19 protein-coding genes are annotated in these 22,310 nt (G+C 49.2%); 12 read left to right on the top strand and 7 right to left on the bottom strand.

Annotated features, from left to right (window positions below; all coding sequences use genetic code 11):
* The first annotated feature begins 312 nt into the window (after window positions 1-312).
* The 5 genes from H6585_14105 (at window position 313) to H6585_14085 (ending at window position 6,929) form a co-directional block, all read left to right on the top strand.
* Window positions 313-921: an SAM-dependent methyltransferase gene (locus tag H6585_14105; GenBank protein MCB9449463.1), complete on the top strand. Its 609-nt coding sequence runs from the start codon at window positions 313-315 to the stop codon at window positions 919-921.
* Between the two features lie 84 nt (window positions 922-1,005).
* A complete protein-coding gene (locus H6585_14100; GenBank protein ID MCB9449462.1) occupies window positions 1,006-2,553 on the top strand; it encodes a LysM peptidoglycan-binding domain-containing protein in 1,548 nt (515 codons plus the stop codon).
* Window positions 2,550-4,025, top strand: a complete 1,476-nt coding sequence (locus H6585_14095; GenBank protein MCB9449461.1) for a hypothetical protein — start codon at window positions 2,550-2,552, stop codon at window positions 4,023-4,025. The genes H6585_14100 and H6585_14095 overlap by 4 nt, the downstream gene beginning before the upstream one ends.
* The gene (locus H6585_14090) at window positions 4,022-5,278 is read left to right on the top strand and encodes a hypothetical protein (protein MCB9449460.1); all 1,257 of its coding nucleotides are present in this window, start codon (window positions 4,022-4,024) and stop codon (window positions 5,276-5,278) included. The genes H6585_14095 and H6585_14090 overlap by 4 nt, the downstream gene beginning before the upstream one ends.
* Window positions 5,271-6,929 (top strand): MBOAT family protein, encoded by a 1,659-nt coding sequence (locus tag H6585_14085; protein MCB9449459.1) that lies wholly within the window; start codon window positions 5,271-5,273, stop codon window positions 6,927-6,929. The genes H6585_14090 and H6585_14085 overlap by 8 nt, the downstream gene beginning before the upstream one ends.
* Here the strand turns inward: H6585_14085 and H6585_14080 are convergent.
* Window positions 6,910-7,590: a hypothetical protein gene (locus H6585_14080; GenBank protein ID MCB9449458.1), complete on the bottom strand. Its 681-nt coding sequence runs from the start codon at window positions 7,588-7,590 to the stop codon at window positions 6,910-6,912. The two genes, H6585_14085 and H6585_14080, sit on opposite strands and share 20 nt — an antisense overlap.
* 85 nt (window positions 7,591-7,675) lie before the next feature.
* Here H6585_14080 and H6585_14075 point away from each other — a divergent pair, with 85 nt between their 5' ends.
* The 7 genes from H6585_14075 (at window position 7,676) to H6585_14045 (ending at window position 16,193) form a co-directional block, all read left to right on the top strand.
* On the top strand, window positions 7,676-8,269 hold the full coding sequence (locus tag H6585_14075) for a TIGR04282 family arsenosugar biosynthesis glycosyltransferase (GenBank protein ID MCB9449457.1): 594 nt from the start codon (window positions 7,676-7,678) through the stop codon (window positions 8,267-8,269).
* 118 nt (window positions 8,270-8,387) lie between these two features.
* Window positions 8,388-9,260 (top strand): hypothetical protein, encoded by an 873-nt coding sequence (locus H6585_14070; GenBank protein MCB9449456.1) that lies wholly within the window; start codon window positions 8,388-8,390, stop codon window positions 9,258-9,260.
* The gene (locus tag H6585_14065) at window positions 9,257-12,538 is read left to right on the top strand and encodes a SpoIIE family protein phosphatase (GenBank protein MCB9449455.1); all 3,282 of its coding nucleotides are present in this window, start codon (window positions 9,257-9,259) and stop codon (window positions 12,536-12,538) included. Before H6585_14070 ends, H6585_14065 begins: the two co-directional genes overlap by 4 nt.
* 10 nt (window positions 12,539-12,548) lie before the next feature.
* Window positions 12,549-13,115: a hypothetical protein gene (locus tag H6585_14060; protein MCB9449454.1), complete on the top strand. Its 567-nt coding sequence runs from the start codon at window positions 12,549-12,551 to the stop codon at window positions 13,113-13,115.
* A 5-nt stretch (window positions 13,116-13,120) separates the two neighbouring features.
* Complete coding sequence (locus tag H6585_14055) at window positions 13,121-13,528, top strand: DUF1987 domain-containing protein (protein ID MCB9449453.1); 408 nt, start codon at window positions 13,121-13,123, stop codon at window positions 13,526-13,528.
* Window positions 13,529-13,532: 4 nt separating this feature from the next.
* The gene (locus H6585_14050; protein MCB9449452.1) at window positions 13,533-14,120 is read left to right on the top strand and encodes a DNA-3-methyladenine glycosylase I; all 588 of its coding nucleotides are present in this window, start codon (window positions 13,533-13,535) and stop codon (window positions 14,118-14,120) included.
* A gap of 66 nt (window positions 14,121-14,186) precedes the next feature.
* Window positions 14,187-16,193, top strand: coding sequence for a S9 family peptidase (locus H6585_14045; GenBank protein MCB9449451.1), 2,007 nt, complete (start codon window positions 14,187-14,189; stop codon window positions 16,191-16,193).
* Here H6585_14045 and H6585_14040 read toward each other — a convergent pair whose 3' ends face one another.
* The 6 genes from H6585_14040 to gldL form a co-directional block, all read right to left on the bottom strand.
* Window positions 16,194-17,495, bottom strand: coding sequence for a DUF2029 domain-containing protein (locus H6585_14040; GenBank protein ID MCB9449450.1), 1,302 nt, complete (start codon window positions 17,493-17,495; stop codon window positions 16,194-16,196).
* Window positions 17,492-18,190, bottom strand: coding sequence for a glycosyltransferase family 2 protein (locus H6585_14035; GenBank protein ID MCB9449449.1), 699 nt, complete (start codon window positions 18,188-18,190; stop codon window positions 17,492-17,494). The genes H6585_14040 and H6585_14035 overlap by 4 nt, the downstream gene beginning before the upstream one ends.
* 68 nt (window positions 18,191-18,258) lie before the next feature.
* Window positions 18,259-18,744, bottom strand: a complete 486-nt coding sequence (locus tag H6585_14030; protein ID MCB9449448.1) for a hypothetical protein — start codon at window positions 18,742-18,744, stop codon at window positions 18,259-18,261.
* 66 nt (window positions 18,745-18,810) lie between these two features.
* Entirely contained in the window at window positions 18,811-19,689 is an 879-nt protein-coding gene (gene gldN / locus H6585_14025; protein ID MCB9449447.1) for a gliding motility protein GldN, read from the bottom strand.
* 24 nt (window positions 19,690-19,713) lie between these two features.
* On the bottom strand, window positions 19,714-21,282 hold the full coding sequence (gene gldM, locus H6585_14020) for a gliding motility protein GldM (GenBank protein ID MCB9449446.1): 1,569 nt from the start codon (window positions 21,280-21,282) through the stop codon (window positions 19,714-19,716).
* A 58-nt stretch (window positions 21,283-21,340) separates the two neighbouring features.
* Window positions 21,341-22,153, bottom strand: a complete 813-nt coding sequence (gene gldL, locus H6585_14015; GenBank protein MCB9449445.1) for a gliding motility protein GldL — start codon at window positions 22,151-22,153, stop codon at window positions 21,341-21,343.
* Between the last annotated feature and the right edge of the window lie 157 nt (window positions 22,154-22,310).

Genomic DNA, 22,310 nt, shown 5'->3' with positions numbered 1-22,310 from the left:
TTTCAGGATAAAAAATTCTCGCTTTCTTACCTCCCTGGCTATCCCGTGAGATGGGGGTGTGAATCGCATAAAAAGGTTGATGAAAATCAGTCCATGCCCGGATCATATCCCTTCAACCACGCAGACCGTTGAACCATGCCTTTGGAACGATTGCAGAACTGCATTGCGATTCCTCTCAAGGGCTGCCTTCTGATGGCATAATGCAGCATCCCTGAAAAATTACAGGTCGAACTAAAAAAAACAATCACATTTTCTAATTTCATATCCGCATTTCTTGAGCTTTTGCAACCGAACCCCCAGAACTCCAATGACATGAAATTGGATCGCAATTATTGGAACGAAAGATACCGCAAGGGAGAAACCGGATGGGACATCGGAACGCCATCTCCCGCATTGATGGATTATGCCCTTCATCTGCCGGACAAAACCGCCCGCATATTAATCCCGGGGTGCGGGAATGCTTATGAGGGAGATGCATTGCGTCGCGATGGGTTCCCACACGTATTCCTGCTGGATATTTCTCCTCTCGCCATGGAAAACGTGCGAAAAAACTTTCCTGATTTTCCTGTCACGCATTTAATCGAAGAAGACTTTTTCTTACATGAGGGAGTTTATGATGTCATTCTCGAGCAAACTTTTTTTTGTGCCCTGGATCCCTCCCTTCGTCATCGCTATGCGGCCAAGATGGCTTCTTTATTGACGACCCGAGGGCGGCTTGCGGGATTGCTTTTCGCCTCGCCGTTTGCTGTGGAAGGTCCGCCTTTTGGTGGCTCAAGTGAGGAGTACATGAAGGTGTTGTCGCCCTATTTTGACGTCACCCACATGGCGATATCCGATAAATCCATTGCGCCACGAATGGGAAATGAATTGTTTTTTGAAGCGATAAAAAAGGACAACCCCACGCCGGGAAAAATTGCCTGAACGGATCGGCTTGTAACAGTGCAATGTTAAAAAAAGCAGCGTTTGTACGTGAATACAAAGCACGCTCTTTGCATCTTTGACACAATGCTTTCCCGTATCCATATTTTCCGCACCCGGTCGATTTTCCTGCTACTTGCCGTTTCATTGCGCGTGGTTGCAGCAGAAGATTCTCTTCAATACTTCAATACATTCACCGTGCCTGACCTGAACGGGTTGATGGCTACCTGGGACATCCAGCGTACCCTTCTGACCGATGGTTACCAGGAACCCAAATCGTTCGCAAAAGCCATGCGCAACATGGATGAGCTTCTGGAAGAGGCCGGTATACAGTCTGAATGGCATTCCCTGACCCAACTTACGGTTTCTGCCTATATGCAAACCTATCGGAAGGAGACCGAATACATGTTGGGTTATATGGCTCACTACCTACCCATGATCCGGCAGGAACTGGAACAAGCCGGGTTACCGTCATACTGGGAAATGCTGCCTGCTGCCCTTTCTGCCATGAATGCATGCAAAGACACGGAAGAGGGACGTACCGGCTTGTGGCAACTGAGTTACCCGGTTGCCCTGCGCTACGGGCTTCAGGTCAACGATTATGTGGATCAGCGTTTAGACCCTTATCTGTCTACCCGTGCGGCTGTCAAATATCTGAAGCACCTCACCACGCTTTATAATCAGGAAGAATGGGTGCTGGCAGCCTTCATGACCAGTCCGGCCCACATCGGACATGTGCACAACCGCTCCGGATCAGTCACAGATCTGTACCATGCGTTTCCCAGCCTGTCTCCGCGCGGGCAGGCAGCATGGGGGTCCTACATGGCATTGCGTACGTTGCAGGCATGGTCTGAAAAGCAAAAGGCAAAACATCCGGTCATCGACTACCCCACAGTGCTGGATACCGTATCTGTTCAGGAGGATATGTTTTTCCATCAGGTATCAACCGTACTGAACCTGCCGGAAGGTCGTTTGCAACAACTCAACCGCCCTTACAAGAAAAGCTGGGTCCCGGCTGGCTCTATCCTGATTCTGCCCTCTCCCTACAAGAAGCGATTCGAAGCATTGCGGGATTCAGTGGCACATTTCCACGACTCATTGATGGTTCATCCCGATAGCATGTACGCCATCCAGACGGACGTGGATCCGGCTGATACGGGCAGCCCTTCGGTACCTTCCGGAGATGTGGTGGAATTGTATTATCGGGTCAAGTCCGGAGACAACCTCGGTTATATCGCATCCTGGTATGATGTAAAGGTTTCTGAACTCAGAAACTGGAATTCAATGTCGGATGACCGGATCCAGGTAGGTGAGGATTTGCTGGTATATGTGCGCAAAGACCAGGAGTTGAAGTACAAGGATGTAGACGATCTTTCATTTGCACAGAAGCAGGCACGCGTGGGCAAAGCAGAACCGACGGTTGTCAAGGAAACGAAAAGTGCTCCGCCTGTACAGGAAACCAACAAGGCCGCTCCACCGAAGGGCAAATACATTGTTTATGAGGTTAAGCGGGGAGATTCCCTTTGGGGAATCGCCAAAAAGTATCCGGGTGTTACTGAAGAAAACCTCATGAAGTGGAATGGGATTGACAGCCACATCCGGCCTGGTCAGAAAATACGGATCTACCAGCCATGATCAAACCGTTGCGTACACTCATATTCATGGCATCGGTTCTGGCGGTTTTAATGGGCATCATGGCCGTTTTTCCCGAAAAAGGGATCCGGGTGACGGGCAATTTCAAGCTTCAGTTCCCTACCCTGAAGGAGTTTATCGGATACCAGGAAGAAGAGGAGGACAAACCCGACATGTCCCTCATCCTGAACATGAAGCTGGATACCGCATCTGATGAAATGGTAGACAGTACGGAGATCAAGCGCAAGCTGAGTTTGAAGAAGGCCAAACAAGACTCCATCCGTAAAGCTTTGATGCGCATTCAATTCCCGGAAGGGCAGCGAGACCTGTTGTATCCTTTCTTCAGAAAACTGGATGCGCTGAAATCCGGAAAGGATCGCATCCGCATTCTCCACTACGGCGATTCACAGGTGGAGGGGGATCGCATCACGGGCTACATACGCTACCATCTGCAACGGAGGTTCGGGGGATACGGCCCCGGATTGATACCCGCCGTACAACCCATTCCCAGCATCGCCATTCTCCAAACCGCCTCAGAGAATTTCAAGCGGTACACCCTGTTCGGTATTCGCGATACCACCGTAAAACACAATCGCTATGGCGTGATGATGAGCTTTTCGCGTTTCACCCCGATCCTTCCTGACACAGCGGCATTACCTGAGGAGCCACAGGAGGCATGGCTCACCCTTACCCGCTCACGTAGTGCATATGAGAACTGCAAGAAGTATGATTATGTGAAAATGTACTATAGCCACAACCGGGCGCCTGTTATGGTGAGTGCCTACCTGGGAGATCAATTGATGCGTACCGATACACTGGCTCCATCTACCGGGCTCAGGGAGAAACGGTGGGACTTCAATGAAACGCCGGTAGACTTCACCCTGAAGTTTTCCGGTCCGGACAGTCCGGACATCTATGCGCTCTCGGCAGACAGCAAAACCGGATTGTCGGTAGACAACATTCCCATGCGTGGCAGCGCAGGTACGGTATTCACCAAACTAGACCAGGACCTGCTGCAGGACCTGTTCGATGACCTTGATCCGGAACTCCTCATCCTTCAATTCGGTGGCAATGTGATGCCGTACATGGACGATGAGAAGGACGCAATGAATTACGGAAAGAGCTTTGCCTATCAGATCAAGCGGTTGAGAACGATGCGTCCGGGTATCAGCATCATCGTGATCGGACCTTCGGACATGTCCATAAAGGAGAAAGACAAATACGTGACCTATCCGAACCTGGAAAAGGTTCGCGATGAACTGAAGCGTGCCGCTTTCGAGTCGGGCGCCTGCTACTGGGACCTGTTCGAGGTGATGGGCGGCAAAAACTCGATGCCGTTGTGGGTGAATACTGATCCGCCACTGGCTGCAACGGATTATATCCACTTCTCACCACAGGGTGCCCGTAAGGTGGCAGAATTGTTTTACAGTGCGCTCGTGAAGGAGTACGAACATTACGAAGCAAACAATCCATGAAAAAGATCTGTTGGTTGATCGGGATGATATGTCTGGCGGGTGGATTCCTGTTCGCACAGGAATATCCGCATGATTTCAAGCGATATCCTTTCGTGCAATATGATATCAATACCCTTGAAACATTCGGAAATCACCCGTATGAGGCATTGTTCCGAAAAATGGATTCGCTGTATTTCTACGGAAAAGGGCAGGTCAATATCGTGCACATTGGGGGGTCGCATATTCAAGCTGACATCTGGTCGGGGCGTCTGCGGGAACGGCTCCAGGAGTCGGTACCGGGATGCAATGGGGGGCGCGGACTGGTGTTCCCGTTTTCAGTAGCCAAAACGAACAATCCCTGGAACTACAAGAGCAAGTATACCGGAAGCTGGTCGGCGTGCCGGAATGTGCAACGTTCGAGGGACTGCCAATTGGGAATGACGGGGATCGAGGTGGAGACCAATGATCTGAATGCCACGGTCAGGATCATTCCCGTGCAGCTCGTAGGTGAAACGGAATACCCATCCTATGATTTTTTCAGGGTGAAAGTATTCTGCTCCCTGGATTCGGCCAGCTATGGGATCATTCCATCGGACACCACTGCCACCTATATTCAGCGGACCGATACAACAGCGGGCTATGTGGAATTCACTTTTTCACGGTTTCTCGATACCCTTGACCTGAAACTCGCCAGGCTGGATACGTTACAAAATCATTTCACACTATTCGGGATCACCCTGGAAACAAATGACCCCGGCTTCATCTACCATGCCATTGGCGTGAATGGCGCCAGCGTTCCTTCTTACCTGAGGTGTGGTTTGTTCAGCAAAGAACTGGCCATGCTGAAACCTGATCTGGTGGTGTTTTCCATTGGCATCAATGATGCCTACGAATCCGATTTCTCACCGGCGAGATATGAACAGAATTATGACAGCCTGATCACCATGGTGCGGGAAGCCGCTCCCAACGCAGCCATCCTGTTCACAACCAATAACGACAGCTACAAGCGACGCAGGAATGTCAACCGCAACGGCCTGCTGGTGAAAGATGCAATGGAACGTATGGCCCGCAGGTACCAGGCGGGTGTATGGGATCTGTTTTCGGTAATGGGTGGATTGGATTCCATTCGTCAATGGGAGAAATACGGCCTGGCGCAGCATGATAAGATCCATTTCACACGTACCGGTTACGTGTACGTCGGCGATCTGATGTACAGTGCGATCATGAAGGCATACGAAGCACATTTGGGGAAGGAGGAGGGGGCACATGATTGAGTGGCTGCTGAACCTGCTCACATACGACCCGCTTAAGCCGCTGAATTTTACCACAGGGTTCTTCTGGGGTTTCTTCCTGGTGGTGATGACCGGCTTCGTGATGTTGCACCGCAGGCTTGCCATTCGCAATGCTTACCTGTTTGTTGTGAGTCTGTTCTTCTACTACAAAACAAGCGGACTCTTTCTCTACATACTGCTTTTCTCCACCTTTTCGGATTACTACATAGGCCTTGCCATCCACAGGTCCGACCGGGAGGTTGTGCGCAAATGGCTGCTGGCCCTGAGTGTCACCATCAATCTGTCTGTGCTGGGCTACTTCAAGTATGCGCAATTTGTGGTAGAGAATGTCAATGCGGTGTTGGGTACGCACTTCGCCGTACACAACTATTTTGCAGATTGGGCCAACGTGTTTTTCGGCGGCCAGTATGAAGTGGGGCGCATCTTGTTACCGGTGGGTATCTCCTTCTTCACTTTCCAGACCATCAGTTATGCCATCGACGTATACCGGCGGGATACCGAACCGGTGAGAAGCATCCTGGATTTTGGTTTTTATGTCTCTTTCTTTCCACAGTTGGTGGCAGGTCCGATCGTGCGTGCGGCGGAGTTCATACCCCAATTGTATCAGCCTTACAAACTCAGCCGGCAGGAGTTCGGTTTTGCCTTGTTCATGATTCTCAAAGGGCTGACAAAAAAAATGTTTATCGGCGACTATATCGCCACCAATTTCATCGACCGTGTATTTGCCAATCCGGGCATGTACACCGGTTTTGAGAGCCTTATGTCGTTGTATGGCTATTCCTTGCAGGTATATTGTGACTTTGCCGGATATACGGATGTGGCCATCGGGGTGGCGGCACTCATGGGTTTCACGCTCCCCACCAACTTCAATTCGCCTTATAAGGCCACCAGTGTTGCCTCCTTCTGGAAGCGCTGGCACATGTCACTTTCGAACTGGCTCAAGGATTATCTCTACATACCCATGGGAGGCAATCGGGGCGGATCGTACTTCACCTACATCATGGTGGTGATCATTTGTCTGGCATTGGTGTTGCTTTCAGGGTCTATCAAATTGGGTGTGGGACTGGTATTCGCCGCCATTGTGGTGATCGTGCTGGTAATGGTCTTCCCAGGTATCCAGCGGGCGATCAGTCACAACATCAACCTGCTGGTGACCATGTTACTAGGTGGGTTATGGCACGGTGCCAGCTGGCAGTTTGTGATCTGGGGCGGGTTGAATGGCGTGGGGCTGATCGTTTACAAGTTCTGGAAGAAGATCAGTCCGTGGGAAGGTAAAAGCCACTGGGGCGTTCGGGCATGGCGCATCTTCCTCACGTTTAATTTCATCACGTTCACGCGGATCTGGTTTCGTGCCGGGTCTATGGAAACCACCACGCGCATCCTCAACAAAATCAGCCATGATTTTCAGCTGTCGCTCGTTCCGCAAATCCTGGCGGGCTATTACCAGGTGTTCCTGGTGATGTCATTGGGATTTGTGCTGCACTGGCTGCCGGGTGCATTCAAAGACAAATGGATCAACCGTTTTGTTGCAAGCCCCGTTTGGGTGCAGGGCCTCATCACCGTTGTCACAGCGTTTCTGATCTACCAGTCGGTATCGGCCGACAAACAACCGTTTATTTACTTTCAGTTTTAGCTTCGGTTGTTTTCAGAAAAACCTTGGTGCCTTTCGCCTTGGCAAGTTTTTCGTAGGAATTATAAACGGTTCGTGGTTGAACGCCACCGGTGATACAATCGGCACTTGCAATGGGCCGCTCTTCGTCATCCGTGAGCGTGTAGGTGTTGGAAGTCAGGTTGAAGAAATCGTCGAAATAATTCACTTCCGTTTCAATCACGGTTGACGAGCTGCAGGAGGAGGCGTCGTAAATCACATACTTCTCGAAGGCAATGGTGCGGTTTGCATCATCGAAATAGTGGGTGTATTGCACCCTTCTGTTCTCAAGTCCGTAGGGCTTTTCCGAAAAGAACTGGGTGCTGCCGTTGGGCCTGAAACTGAGCTGGTATACAGCTTCAATCAGGGATTCGTCCGGCCAGTCATCTGTTTCGTACACCTCTCCCAGTTTGGGGTCGTTTTTCTTCTTTACAAAAGTTTGAACAAATATGCTGTGGTTCTGAACCATGCTGTCCAATTCCCACTTATAGCGTGCTGCAGGTGATGTGGGTTTGGCCGCCTGGGTTTCCGTGGCATCTTCCATGACCATGGTGGTATCTTCCATGGGTTCGTCCGCAGGTTGTTCTGGTTGGGAATTGCACGCCAGGATCATGACTGATCCAATAAACAGCATCCACTTTTTCATGTTCGGTATCCTTATCAGGTTAGGTTATCAAAGGTAACAAGTTGTGTGCTTTCTGACATGAAACGGTTAATTTCGTCGGGGCACCATGCAACACCTGATCGTATTCATTCGCAATCCCCGTCTGGGAAAAGTTAAAACACGTTTGGCTGCAGACATCGGAGACGTGCGCGCATTGGAAGTGTATCAGCGTTTGTTGTCTATCACCCATGGTGCGGTTGTGGGGATGGATGTTCCATGCAGGAAAAGCGTGTGGTATTCCGATTGTATTCCGAAGGAACCGGACCTGTGGTCAGCATCCGGTTTTGAACAATGTCTGCAGACGGAAGGTGACTTGGGTGCACGCATGCAACATGCCATGGAACAAGCGTTCCGGGAAAACGGTGGCCCGGTGGTGCTGATCGGCAGCGATTGTCCGGAGGTCAGTCCGCGTATTCTGCAGGAAGCCTTCCGTCACTTGCAGGATACCGATTGTGTGCTGGGACCTGCTGCCGATGGGGGTTATTACCTGATCGGATGCCGTACATCTTTTCCTTTTGTATTTCAAGACATGCCCTGGAGCCGGCCTGAACTCTTTGAAACAACATGCAGGGTATTGAAGGCGCGCGGTTGTCGTGTCCACACCCTTGAAGTGCTGACCGATATAGACAAGGTCTCCGACCTGAAAGCTTTCGGTTGGTGAATCACCGGATGGAACAAAAGGTTTCTGCCTGTCTGATAGGAGCATACGTAAACCATTTCTTTGCTTGCCCGTATATAAGGCCTTTGACGGCCAGGGGCCGGGTATGAAAATGTTAGGAATGCGATTGACATCTATTCTATTGTTGTGCTTGCTGGTGGGCCTGGGCGTTCGGGCGCATGCAACCACTTTCCTGGACTTTACGGGCCACATTGATGTGGACGGAAAGCCGGCTACAGGCATCAAAGCGGAACTGTCGCTTGGCGGGAAAGTCATCAAAACAGAAACAACATCCGGTTCAGGTGAGTTCTCTTTCGAGATCCCTTACGACGGCCAATATGTAATTACGCTGACCGGCAAAGACGTGATCACCACCACCATCCGGATCAATTCGAAGATCCCGTCGTCCATGAAGAAATATACGCTGATCTATAAGACCAGCATCGATATGTTCCCTGAAAAGGAAGGGTTTGAAGCAAAGCTTTCCGCCCCTGCGGAGATACAGGTTGGCTATATGTCCACCAAGGAAAACTTTACCATGATCAAGCCCTATACGAATTCGGTCAGGTACCTTCCCTTGCCGGAAAAGCCGAAGAAAGAAGAACCGGTAACCCAAAAACCGCTTCAAACGGAACCGAAGAAAAATGAAACGAAAAAAGAAGAAAAACAGGAGCCTGCTGAAAATCCGGAAGAGATCGAGGTGAAGAAGCAGATGGATGAAAACAAGCAGGCGGCCGACTATCGAGCCGAAAGGGCCATGGCAGCTGAAACGGAACAGGATACCAAAGCAAAGCTGGAAATAGAGGCGGTGGAGATCAAGGTGGGAGGGGCCCGGGAAGAATATGTTTCCAAACGGGCGGAAGTGGAGAAGATGAATGAACTCACAGAACAGAAAGTGGCGGAAGATCGCGCAGCGAAATCAAGAACACAGCAAAAGTTGCGCGAACAGATTGCAGAATTGCAGAAACAGGAAAAGCAAACAAAAAAGCCATGATCCTTATGCGTAGATACCTCGCACGGATATTGATCCTGTTCGCCTGGATGGCAGGATTGGTGCCGCATTACGCCACTGCACAGTCAGCCAATTTCAAATCCTTCAGTGTGGAAGACGGATTGATCCAATCCCAGGTACGGGCACTGGAACAAGATAAGGACGGAAACCTGTGGATAGGCACTGTCGGGGGTCTTTCGCGTTACAACGGAAAAAAGTTCGAAAACTTCACCCGCAAAGATGGCCTCGCAGAAGATTGGATCACCGCATCATGTCTCGATGAGAACGACAACCTGTGGTTGGGACACTGGGGTGGAGGTATTACTTTTTACGATAGGAAAAGCGGGGAATTCCAGGATCTTCAGTTCGAAAAATACAGCAAATACAAACCCATCACGGCCATGGTCAGCGATGGCAACGGAAACATTTGGGTGGGGGCGGAGAATACCGGACTGTTCAAAATCAGCGGTGCAAGCGGAGAGGTGATATCCCTTGACGGCCTGCAAAGCAACCAGGTGGCCTCGTTGGTGATGGACCAGAATCAGCGGTTGTGGGTGGGTACGGGCAAAGGCCTATGTTGTGTGGATGCAGCTTCCGGAAAAGTCAAACAGTGCCTATCCGAAGAAAACGGGTTTCCTCATGGAACCATTCAAACCATGGTGCTGTATGCCGGTCATGAACTTTGGTTTTCCGGTAAAGACATGGGACTGTGGCGTGCCGATCTAAGGATACCTATACCATCTTCATCCCCATCCGAAAGCGGATTCCTGACTGAACAATTAACAAAAGAGGGCGGTCGCTTTCCGGACATCAGGGTGCTCTTTGCCGATAAGGATGACAAGGTGTGGGTGGCCACCGAAGATGCGGGTGTATTGCAATTCATCCCGGTTTCTGAGCCCGGTTCTTCTGGTTTTATCAAGGGAGAAGTTCATCCCTTCGGCAACAAGGTGGAGATGAAGTACTACCAGGCAAATGTGTTCCTGGTCGATCGCGAATCCAACGTGTGGATGGGATCGGATATCGGATTGAACCTGTACAAAGGTGAATTGCTGCAGCTCTACAACCACAACGACAACCTGCCCAACAACATGATCTGGTCGGTACTGAACGATACCCGGGGTAACGTTTGGATGGGTAGCAACGAAGGAATCACCAAAATGTCTTTCCCGCGTACACCTTCGGGCAAGGCGTTGTATTACAGTCCGCAGGTGACCACCTACGGTGTGGCCAACGGGTTGGAAGACCCGGTGGTGCTTTCGGTGTTTGAAGACAAGCAGGGGTTTATCTGGATCGGCACCGACCATGGGGGCGTGTACCGGATGAATCCGGCAGATGAAAAAATAGAACGCATCAAACAACTGGATGCATGGGGTGTTGCCCCGGTATTTTCCATCCGCGATGACCGGAACGGACATATTTGGTTCGCCACATCAGCAGGGGCGCTGTCGTTGGACCCAACATCAGGGCAAGCCATACGCTATACAAGTGACGACGGACTTGGGGGAGACAAGGTATACGGGCTGTTCAAAGACAGTTCAGGCAACCTATGGATGGGTATTCTGGGTGGATACCTCACACGTTACGACGGGAGTTCGTTCAAGCAATACGGGGAAACCGAAGGCCTGAACCAAAAATTCATCCTGGGTTTTACAGAAGACAAGCAGGGGAATATTTGGATGATCTCCTACGGTGGCGGGATTTATAGTTTCGATGGAACCACCTTCAAGCAGATCACCACAAGTGAAGGTCTCGGATCGGATTCGCCTACTTTCCTCATGGCCGACGGGCAGGGAAACCTGTGGATCGGGCACAACCACGGCATTGAGAAATACATGCCCGAAACAGGAACGTTTGTCCGTTACGGTAAACGCCAGGGCTACATCAACATCGAAACCAACCTGAATGCCGTATCAAAAGACCGGTCGGGTAACATCTGGTTCGGCACCATCCGTGGTGCGGTAAAACTTGACCCGGGCAGCGACAAGGCCAACAAAGTGCCTCCGGTAACCTCCATCGATGGACTTAAGATCTTCCAGAAAGATGCAACTTTCCCGGCTGACAGCCTGTTTCCTTATGAAAGCAACCACCTGACCTTCACCTTTACCGGTGTCAGTCTGGCCAACCCTGACCAGGTTACTTATCAGGTGATGCTGGAAGGATTTGATAAAGACTGGTTACCGGCGCAGGCAGCCGACTACATCACATACTCAGGTTTGAACCCGGGGCGCTATACCCTGAAGGTAAAGGCAGCAAACCGCGATGGTGTTTGGAATGAAACACCTGTTAGCTACACGTTCAGCGTGGAAGCACCCTTCTGGATGACGTGGTGGTTCCTGGCATTGTGCGTGGTGTTGCTGGCCTTGCTGATCTTCGGATTCGTAAAGGTCAGGGAACGTCGCCTGAAGGCACAAAAGGCCATCCTGGAAAGACAGGTAACAGAACGTACGACCGAATTGAGGCAGGAGAAAGAGAAAGTTGAAAAACAAAGTTCGGAAATCAGCCATAAGAACCAGCAGATTACAGACAGCATCAACTACGCCAGAAGGATTCAAACCGCCATTCTGCCTTCTTTGGACAGCATCCGCTCAAAACTCCCGGATACATTTGTTTTCTTCAAACCCAAAGACATCGTCAGCGGCGACTTTTATTGGGTTGACCAGGTGGGCGATAAAATCCTGGTGGCCGTGGTCGACTGCACCGGACATGGTGTTCCCGGTGCTTTCATGTCACTCATCGGCCACAACCTGATTGATAAGATCGTGCATGAATTTCATCAGACCCAGCCGGCCGATATCCTGCATTCACTCAGCAAGGAAGTAGCCAGGTCGTTAAAGCAGGAGAGAGACCATGCGGAAGTCAAGGATGGAATGGATATCGCATTGTGCGCCATTGATCTGAAGAAAATGGAACTCACCTTTGCCGGCTCATATAATCCCCTATATTTGATCAGAAATGGTCAGCTTAAGGAGATGAAAGGCGACCGGATCCCCATCGGAAAACGCACGGTGTCTGCAGATGCCCGATTCAACAATCAAACGGAGAAATTGATGGCCGGTGACCAATTGTACTTGTTTTCAGACGGGTTTGCCGACCAAAAGGGAGGTGAACAGAAGAAGAAGTTTTACTATCCGCCGTTCAAGCAGCTTTTGCTGGACCACGCACATTTACCGATGGCCGAACAGAGCAAAGTATTGGAGGATACCATGTCAGATTGGAAAAGGAATGTGGAACAAATCGACGATATGCTCGTATTCGGCATTCGAATAGGAACGAAACAATAAAGTCCGACGCATGATCGATCCGGAAATCATTTTTGACCTGCATCAGAACATGGTGCAGGAAAAAATCATCTCGGCTTACCAGGGTGAATTTTCGCATCAGGTGATTAACATGATGCTGAAACATGCCAAGCGTGAGTTTGAGCGTGGGAAGAAGGACCCATTGCTGGTGAAGCGGCTGTACAATGTGCTGGTGGAATGCATGGAGAATATCCTGAAACATGCGAACAACATCATGATTGATGATCCGCTGATCGGCGCACCGGAAGGCATTATCCTGATGGGACAAACGGAAGACGGTTACCTGGTGAGGATAGGAAACCTGATCAGCGCGGAAGACGCCGCCATCCTGAAAACGCAACTGGCGGAAGTCAATGCAATGGATAAAGCACAATTGAAAGAGAAGTACCGCGAAATCATAACCAACGGCCATGTATCCGAACGTGGTGGGGCCGGCCTGGGACTGATCGACATCGCCATGCGTTCCGGACAACCGCTGAAATACGAATTCCACGACTACGATAAACAGTCGGTATTTTATATTTTGCAAGTGACAATTACACCTAACTCTGAATCCTGATTGATATGGAACCACTTCATTTAACCGCAACGGAAAGTTCACCGTCCGTTGTTTTGGACCCGGGTCAGGGCATATTTGAGATCAAGGGCGAATCACGTCCTGAAGACGTACGCAAGTTTTACGAGCCGATCCTTGAATGGCTGGATCAGTACAAATCATACATGTACTGGTTGAAAGACAACAACCCGGATGCGGCTGCAAAAACATATGCCTTCACTTTTTCATTTGAATATTTCAACTCCACATCGGCAAAATACATCCTGGATATGCTGACCAAACTGGATGCCATTAAAAATGATGGCTTCAAGATTGAAATCAAGTGGGAATATGACCAGGTAGATGAGGACATGAAAGAAGCCGGAGAAGAATATGCCAGGCTGATATCGGTCCCATTTCAATTCAAAGCGCTTTGATCGCTTGCCCTCCTCCCAACAAGATAAAAAAACAAGGTGTTCCTGGTGTGGCACCGACCCCCTCTACATCGCTTACCACGACCTGGAATGGGGTGTCCCCGTTCACGACGACCGGAAATTGTTTGAGTTCCTGATCCTGGAAGGCTTTCAGGCAGGATTGAGTTGGATCACCATCCTTCGCAAACGTGATCATTTCAGAAAAGCATTCGACGAATTCGATCCGCACCGGATCGCAAAGTACACGCCTGCACGTGTAGGAAAACTCATGCAGGATGAAGGCATCGTGCGCAATCGGCTGAAGATTGAGTCGACAATCAAAAATGCACAGGCATACCTTCGCCTCCTTCGGGAAAGGGGTTCATTCGGTGACTACCTCTGGTCATTTGCAGATCAACAAGCCCGGAACAGCCCGCTCTTACCCGGCAAACCCGTTCCCGCTACATCTCCCGCTTCCGACGCCATGAGCAAAGGTTTGAAAAAAGAAGGGTTTGCATTCGTAGGCAGCACCATATGTTATGCCTTCATGCAGGCAGTGGGTATGGTGAACGATCACCGCAGCGATTGTTTTCGTTTCGCGGAGTTGGCGGGTTAGGTTCCATTCTTTCCCTGATTGTTGTAAATTCGCCTCCTGGCGTCTAATCCGCAAATCCAATTTATCATGAAGAAAGCATACCCCCTCTCAATGGCGTTGCTTTGTGCAACCGTTGTTTCCAATGCCCAGCAAACCCTGACTCCCGAGCTGTTGTGGAAAATGAGCCGGCTCGGTTCGGTTCAGGCTTCACCCAATGGGTCCGGCCTGGTATATGATGCGGCCCTTTACAACCTGAAAGAAAACAAGGGAAACAAAGATCTGTACCTGTTGGATCTCAAAACAAAAACCACCAAAAAGATCACTTCAGACCCCGGAAATGAATTTGGCGGACAATGGAGACCCGACGGACAAAAGATCGGATTCATGATGAGTGACGGGCAGGCTGTTCAACTTTGGGAATGCAAAGCCGATGGATCGGACCGTAAGCAGGTAACTTCTTTTGATGGAGGGATCGGCGGTTACGAATATGCAGCTTCAGGTAAACGTTTGGCCTACCTGGCCGATGTGAAATCAGGCCGCACCACACAGGATATCTATCCCGATCTTCCGCTGGCAGACGCCCGTATCATCGATGACCTGATGTACAGGCACTGGGATGCCTGGGATGATTATAATTCCACCCACATCTTTGTTACCGATTACAGCAATGGCGCTGTGTCCGGAACCCCGGTTGATATCATGGACGGCGAACCCTATGATGCGGGCGAATATGATTTAAGTCCGGATGGCAACTGGCTCGTTTATTCCTGCAAGAAAGCCGTGGGTAAGGAATATGCCATCAGCACCAACACCGACATCTACCTGTATGACATCCTGCAAAAGAAAACCGTGAACATCAGCAGCGGGATGGAAGGATATGATACCAATCCGGTGTATTCACCGGATGGAAAGAAGATCGCCTGGCTGAGCATGGCCCGGGCAGGCTTCGAGGCTGACCGCAACCGGATCTTTGTCTATGATCTGCAGAAAGGTACCAAAGAAGAATGGACGGTAGGGTTCGATCAAAGTTCAGGTTCACTGGTGTGGTCACCAACATCCAAGGAATTGTATTTCATCAGCGGCATCAATGCCACGTACCAGGTGTATGTAGTGGATGCAGCCAGCAAGAAGATCAGGCAGATCACAAAAGGTACGCACGATTACAAAAGCCTGGTACTTGCAGGCTCACAGTTAATCGGCGTGAGACAATCCATGTCTATGCCCAGTGAGATCTATCAGGTCAATATGAAGGATGGCTCGCAGGAGCAGATATCCCATATCAATGACGACCTGTTGAAGACCATCAAAATGGGTCAGGTGGAGGAAAGATGGGTGAAAACAACCGACGGGAAGAACATGCTTGTCTGGGTCATTTATCCCCCGGATTTTGACAAAACCAAAAAGTATCCCACGTTGCTTTATTGCCAGGGAGGGCCTCAGAGTGCCGTCAGTCAGTTCTTTTCCTACCGCTGGAATTTCCAGCTGATGGCGGCCAACGGTTACATCATTGTGGCTCCCAACCGCCGCGGTTTGCCGACTTTCGGCCAGAAATGGAACGATGACATCAGCCAGGACTGGGGTGGCCAGAGCATACAAGATTATCTCACAGCCATTGATGAATTATCCAAGGAACCCTTTGTGAACAAAGACAAGTTGGGTGCCGTGGGTGCCAGTTACGGCGGATATTCTACTTACTACCTGGCAGGCAAACATGAAAAGCGCTTCAAGGTGTTCATTTCGCATTGTGGCCTTTTCAACATGGAGAGCTGGTACGGTAGCACCGAGGAATACTGGTTTGCCAACTACGACCTGGGCGGACCGTATTGGAAAACCCCACAGCCAAAAAGCTACGAAGCGTTCTCACCCCATAAATTCGTGGGCAATTGGGATACACCCATCCTTGTGATTCATGGCCAGCGCGACTTCCGTGTTCCTGTGACACAGGGAATGAATGCATTCAATGCTGCACAGCTTCGCGGTATACCCAGCCGTTTCCTGTATTATCCGGATGAAGGCCACTGGGTGTTGCAGCCACAAAACGGTGTGTTGTGGCATCGGGTGTTTTTCGATTGGCTCGATAAATACCTGAAATAATCAGGTAGGTAAGGCTCGGAGCGCGCGTCTTTCCCATAGGAAGAAGGCCAGCACGATGGCATACGAACCGGCGGTAACCCACAGGTTTTCACGGTAAGGGATGCTTGCATATGTATGGTAGCTCAAAATCACCACTCCCGACCATACAAGGGGGGTGCGTGTTCCTGTGAATACAGACAATGCCACCATCGGTGTAATGTACCATGGATGCACCACAAGTGCCAGCATCAGGTAAATCATCAAGGTGTTCATCCAAACATGTGATGTTCCTTTGAATGCGCGTTGAGACCATCCAAAGGTGACCACCGCCAACAAACAGGCCACAGCCATGAGAGGCCCCAACCAGTGAATCACATGATGCCCCAGCCGGGCCATTGTCACTTCCCTAATCATATAGTAGACGGAGGCGTTGAACTCGAAATGACGGAAGTATAGATCAACGCTGTGGCTCATTTTGAAAAGCAATTCGGGGTTGACCATGGGTGCAAACGACAGCAGGCTGATGACAATGGAAATGAATGTGAATCCGGAGCCCTTTCTTGCGCCCAGGTGGAACCACATGAAGGGTAAGAGAATCAGGGGCCATAGTTTAACCGCAATGGCCAGTCCGAAAAAAACAGCACCCAAGCGTATTTTACTTTTCTTCAGAAACAACAGCGTGGCAAGGAGGAAAGGAATCAGGAACGCTTCGGTGTGCACGTTGCCGGCAAGTTCTACGATAACTAGTGGGTTAAAGGCATACCATGCGATCTTGGAAACAGGAAGTTCCGCCTCCCGGAGGTTGAAAGCGAGCAACGCCATGGTGAGGGCTTCGGCGCCAATCACCAGCAGGTGTAGTAGAATCAGGCACCCCTGGGTTCCTCCCGGTATACCCAGTGAGGAAAAAGCAAATGCAAATTGAACCAACGGTGGGTAGATGGAATAGTAGCTGCTAGAGTTCATACCATTCAGCCATTGGCTGGCGATTTCTCCCTGGTTCACGATGACCTGGGTTGGTGTTTGGTTATACGGGTTGATGCCCTGTGTCACCAGGTGTCCATCCCACAGGTACCTGAAATAGTCGTCCGAAAGAAGGGGCGTTGCTGCAATGAAGATCAGCCGCAGAAACAAGCCCGCCACAAATATTTGGCGAAAGGAGAGGCCGGATATGTGATTCAGCAGCAGCCGGTAGCAAAGAAAGCAGATCCCTATGCAAGCCAGGAATGCAGGGAACTGTGTACGGCTTTCCATTCCATATGCCAACCAGATATATGCAATGGAGGAAATCAGGATGAGCGCCGACGGTTTGAAGTATCTCTTCATCGGCTGTACTTCAGTATGGTCAGAATGATCTTGTATCCAGCCAGGATTGAACCTTTAAGGGTACCGCTTACTTTTGATTTCCCAATGCGGTTGCGGTAGCGTACAGGGATTTCGGTGATTCGGAGTTTGTGTTGAATTGCTTTGATTTGCATCTCTACCGTCCATCCATAGTTCCTGTCTGCCATTTTCAGCCTCTCCAGTGCGATGTAGCGAATGATCCGGAAAGGGCCAAGGTCTGTATACCGGTGTCCGTGGATGAGCCGGATGAGAAAGGTTGCAAGCGCATTTCCGAAAATTTGTTGAGGAGTAAGACTGCCTTTGGTCCTCTTACCAAGTGTTCGTGATCCGACCACCATGTCTGCCGGTGTATCTTCCAAGGCTGAGATCAGATCGGCACATTGTTCAGGATGGTCGGAAAAATCGCCATCAAGGAAGAGCACGGCTTCCGGAAGAGGGTGGGATGCACGAAGGTATTCAAGCCCTTTCAGACATGCAGCCCCATATCCTTTGTTCGGTTCATACAGTACTGTTGCTCCCAGTGACTGAGCAATGGTGGGAGTCTGGTCGGTGCTGCCGTTATCAACGACAACTATTTCAGTGATCAGTTGCTGTGGAATATGTTGGATAACGCTACCGATGGATGCTTCTTCATTCAGTGCGGGAATGATTACTACGTATCGGGCCGATGAATTCATGATGAAGCATACTGAAAGGGGGCATAAAAATAACGTCTTTCAGCATGCATGGATGAAGAAAAGTAGGATCATTCAATGTAGAACCTTGCGGATAAGGCAACATCAATGAAATCCGGGCCGGGGTATATAAATTCGAAATAGGGCTTGGCATCCAGGGAAACCACAAGAGGGAACCGGGTGAACATGTATTCAAGACCGATAATCCCGTCGATACCTACAGGTGTGACGGAGGTGGTATAATATACCCCATTGGGATTGTAGTAATATTGAACGGTCGGGTAGTAACCTACATGGGCCCCAATGCCATAAAACCAGCACAGGTTTCCTGAGCGAAGGTCATTGATCATGTCTTTATGCCATTCGTATAACCCGATAAGATGGTATCCTTTCCACCGTGTACTGAGAATGCCTTCTATGGCCTGGTGATCTTGTACCACATGTTTGATGGTCAATCCTTTGGAAAAGCCCAAACGTACACCGAATGCGGTGCGGTAATCTTGTGCTTGCATGGAGAGAGGAAGCAGGCAGAAAAGCAGCAGGTAGAGTTTCTTCATAATGCGGAAAATAAAAAAGCCTCCGATATATGGATCGGAGGCTTTTTCATTCGTTGACGGGAAATATTAAAATTCCCACAAGTCATGTTCCATTCGGAAGAAGATATCGTATTTGACTCTTTCCGCTTCCAAGAGGGCATCCAATCCTGTTTTATAGTCCTTTATACGGCGATTGTACACATTGGATTCCTTAATGATGTAACTACTGAACATTCTTTTGTGAAAGATGTCGTCATATGTGCGCCTTTCTGCGTCATTCCAACGATTGAAAACTTCTTCATTGGAGATGATGGTTCGCAGTTCAGGGAAATAAACCCAGTACAAATCAAGGTCACCAATGTATTCACCGGTTTCGGAGAATTGTTCCATGACCGGGGCAATACCGAGGATTCGGGCTTCCAATACAGACCTTTGGTTATCAAAGAACCAATCTTCCTTGATTTTGATCTTCACCACGGCATCACGATTGAGTTCGTGGGTAACGATCTGCTCAGTCCATTCACCGGTTAGCGGATCCTCAAAACCAATTGTATCCGGAGGATCAGCCCCGATTGTTTGAACTTCTTCAAGGGTGTAAGGAATAGTGAATTCATCATCCGGCAGGATACCGTTGTATGCATTGTATGCCGTGATGGCTCCTTCCAGTACCGCATCATGAATCACATCGAACAGATTTCTTCTGTCACGGATTTTCTGGCTGCTTTTCGGATATGCAAAAGGAAGGTTTAGTTTTTCCTTCAGATCGATGTAGCGCCAGGTTCTCTTGAACCACATGACATCCGCTTCGCGCAGGTGTGCATAAGGAGTTACCCTTCTATCCGGAAGGTGTTCTTTGATATAGGCACCATCCAACACGTTTTGTGCCTGTACCTGGCTTACCTGTAATGGAATTACGAACAGGCCTGCAAGGCTGATACCCAACGTATATTTTTTCCAGTTCTTCATAGGACCTCCCTTTTTAATGCGACTTTACAGAATTTCCAACGCAATGGGGGAAAGTTTTCTTGTTGTTCCGTCAGGACCTTTTGCCCTGATATTTTGGAAATACACTTTATTTCCTTTCACGACACCACGCAGCATCTTTTTCATTTCCGGGGTAAGCGCGTAGCTGTCTGATTTTTTCGGAATGGGATCAAGACCTTTACCGGTGATTACCATTTCAAACCCTGTTACCATGAACTTCAGGTCAAAGTCAAAGTTCTCCATATCCGCGGCCAGACCTGGCTGGACGGAAAGAACACTTTTACTGATGTTATCATCCCCTGTTTTTCCACCGATTTTGGCTACCGGATCCGGTACACGTTTCACGCGGAATTCCGCTTTACCCATAGGTTTTTTCTCACCGTTGATGTTGGCGGTAACATTGATCGATGCCTTGCCATTTGTCTTAACCCGCACCACATAGGAATTTCCTTTTTTGGAAATGCTACCCTGGCTGATGGAGGCGGTGAGGGCATCCGGTGCCATCCCGGGTACAGATATCGAGACGGGGTTGTCCACGCCGATATAGAAAACGTTCATTTTATCTGCGGATACAACCAACGAAGGTTTGGCAACCTGGTACTCATGGGTGAAGCGGAAGGGCATTTCACTTCCGTCGGGTTTCTTGATGTTGATGACACCTCCCCATTTGTAAAAGCCTTCAGCATTTGCCGGAACTTTGTAAACACCTTTACCATTCTTTACATTGAGTTTCACAGGCTCAGCAAGTTTGGAACTGTCTTTGCCGGCGTATTGCACGAGGATGTTCGGATCCTGTGTGGAGTCGAAAGCTGCCACAAATACTTGGGCACGGAAGGTATCACCTTGTACAACGTAGCTGGAAGGAGAGATAACCATACCTTCAAGTTTGTTAAACTTAAATGAACCGGCATCAATTTCCGTCAACAGGTAATTGATAATATCAGCTTCACAGTTCCGGATATCATTTTCCATTTTAGACATCATCGTAATGGAAGCGATCAGGGGCAGCCCCTGGAAATACTGAGTTACCCATGTTTCGATACTGTGATCTTCCTCTGAAGGCTCAGGATCTTCGGTACTCAGATTGCTTTCAATGGACTTGCGAAGCTGTTCATCACTGGGTTTGATATGTGACACGAGGAATTCACGATATTTCTTCATTTCCTCACGCAATTCGTCACCTTTACCGTCTACCATCATAATCTGTGGAGCAATATCTTGGTTATCCTTGGATTCAATATCCTCCACTTTGCCTTCTGGTCCATCAGCAGTCTGAACGATTTTCACTTTAAGATCTTCTATCAATTTGATCAGATCATCGGAACGTTTCTTTACCTCTTGCGCTTTTTGTTGCCAGGGCTTGGCCTTTTCGAACTCTGCAGCCGCCTTGTCAAACTGGGCATAAGTGCTTTGGTTTTTCTTATCGAAGTTTTCCGTAGTACGATCGAGACCAGCTTGTACAAGTACGAACGCATTCAGGATTTCCTTGGAAACGTTAAGGGCTAGAAGTGCGGTGAGTACCAAGTACATCATCCCAATCATCTTCTGCCGTGGACTTAGTTTTTTTTCTGCCATGGTATTTGGTTCTCCTTTTTGGGGTTATGAAAAAGGATCAGTTCAACTGATTGGGATATTAGCGATTAACACTCATTGCTGTCAGCATGTTACCGTAGATGGTGTTAAGCGTGCTGAGGTTTTGAGTGAGTTTCGAAACTTCTTCCTTGAATTGTTTGGTATCGTCAAGAGAATCACTGAGACTTGCCATCAACTCGGAGATGCTTTCCTTGTACTTGTTGGATGCATCCAATTGGCTGCTGGTTTCTTGGATTTGACGTTGATAAACATCATTCAATTCAGTCAGGCTAACAGAAACCTTTTGAAGACCTTCCGCATAATTGGCACTATCTGCAGCAGAACCTGCCAGAGAGGTAAGAGATTGGGAAGCCCTGGAGTAGCTGTCAGAAAGCTCGTTCACATTCGAGGCGGCAGTGCGCACATTTTGAACGTATTCATTTGTTGCAGCTGTTGCATCAGTGATGTCGGAAATTTTGGTAGCAGCATCACCAAAAGATCGGAGTCCAGCACCTAAGCGTTCTATCATTTCGGGTTCTATCTTGGCCTCTTCCATCATGGTGTCCAGTTGCTCGGTCAAGCTACCTTTTTCTTCAATGGCAGCATGCTGTTCTTCGCCGCCTTCACCGTGCATGCCAGCAAGTTCGGGATATACCAGAGACCAGTCCGGGTCTTCGTGTGGAGGTTCAAATGCAGAAAAGAAGAAGATAACGGCCTCTGTTGAAAGACCTGTTACCAGCATGACCCCAGCACCAGGCCAGTGCATAATCTTAAACATAGCTCCTACGATTACTACCGCCGCGCCCAAGCCATACAGCTTGGCCATAAAGTTTTTCCAGGCTTTGGACTGGGTTATTTCAGCAAAACTTGCCATAGGTAATGGGTTTAATTAGTTAATAAATGGACTCTGACTTTCATTGTTCTTATAAGGAGCTGTGCTGCCTCATGCAATTTGCAAGATATTATTTTTTGAACCGGATAAAAGGATAATTAGATTAACAATTGCGATTACCCGATCAATAAATATACCT

This window comes from Flavobacteriales bacterium (assembly GCA_020635855.1).
Taxonomy (GTDB): domain Bacteria; phylum Bacteroidota; class Bacteroidia; order JACJYZ01; family JACJYZ01; genus JACJYZ01.
Note: the sequence above shows the minus strand (reverse complement) of the source record. Positions and strands in the feature narration are given on the sequence as shown.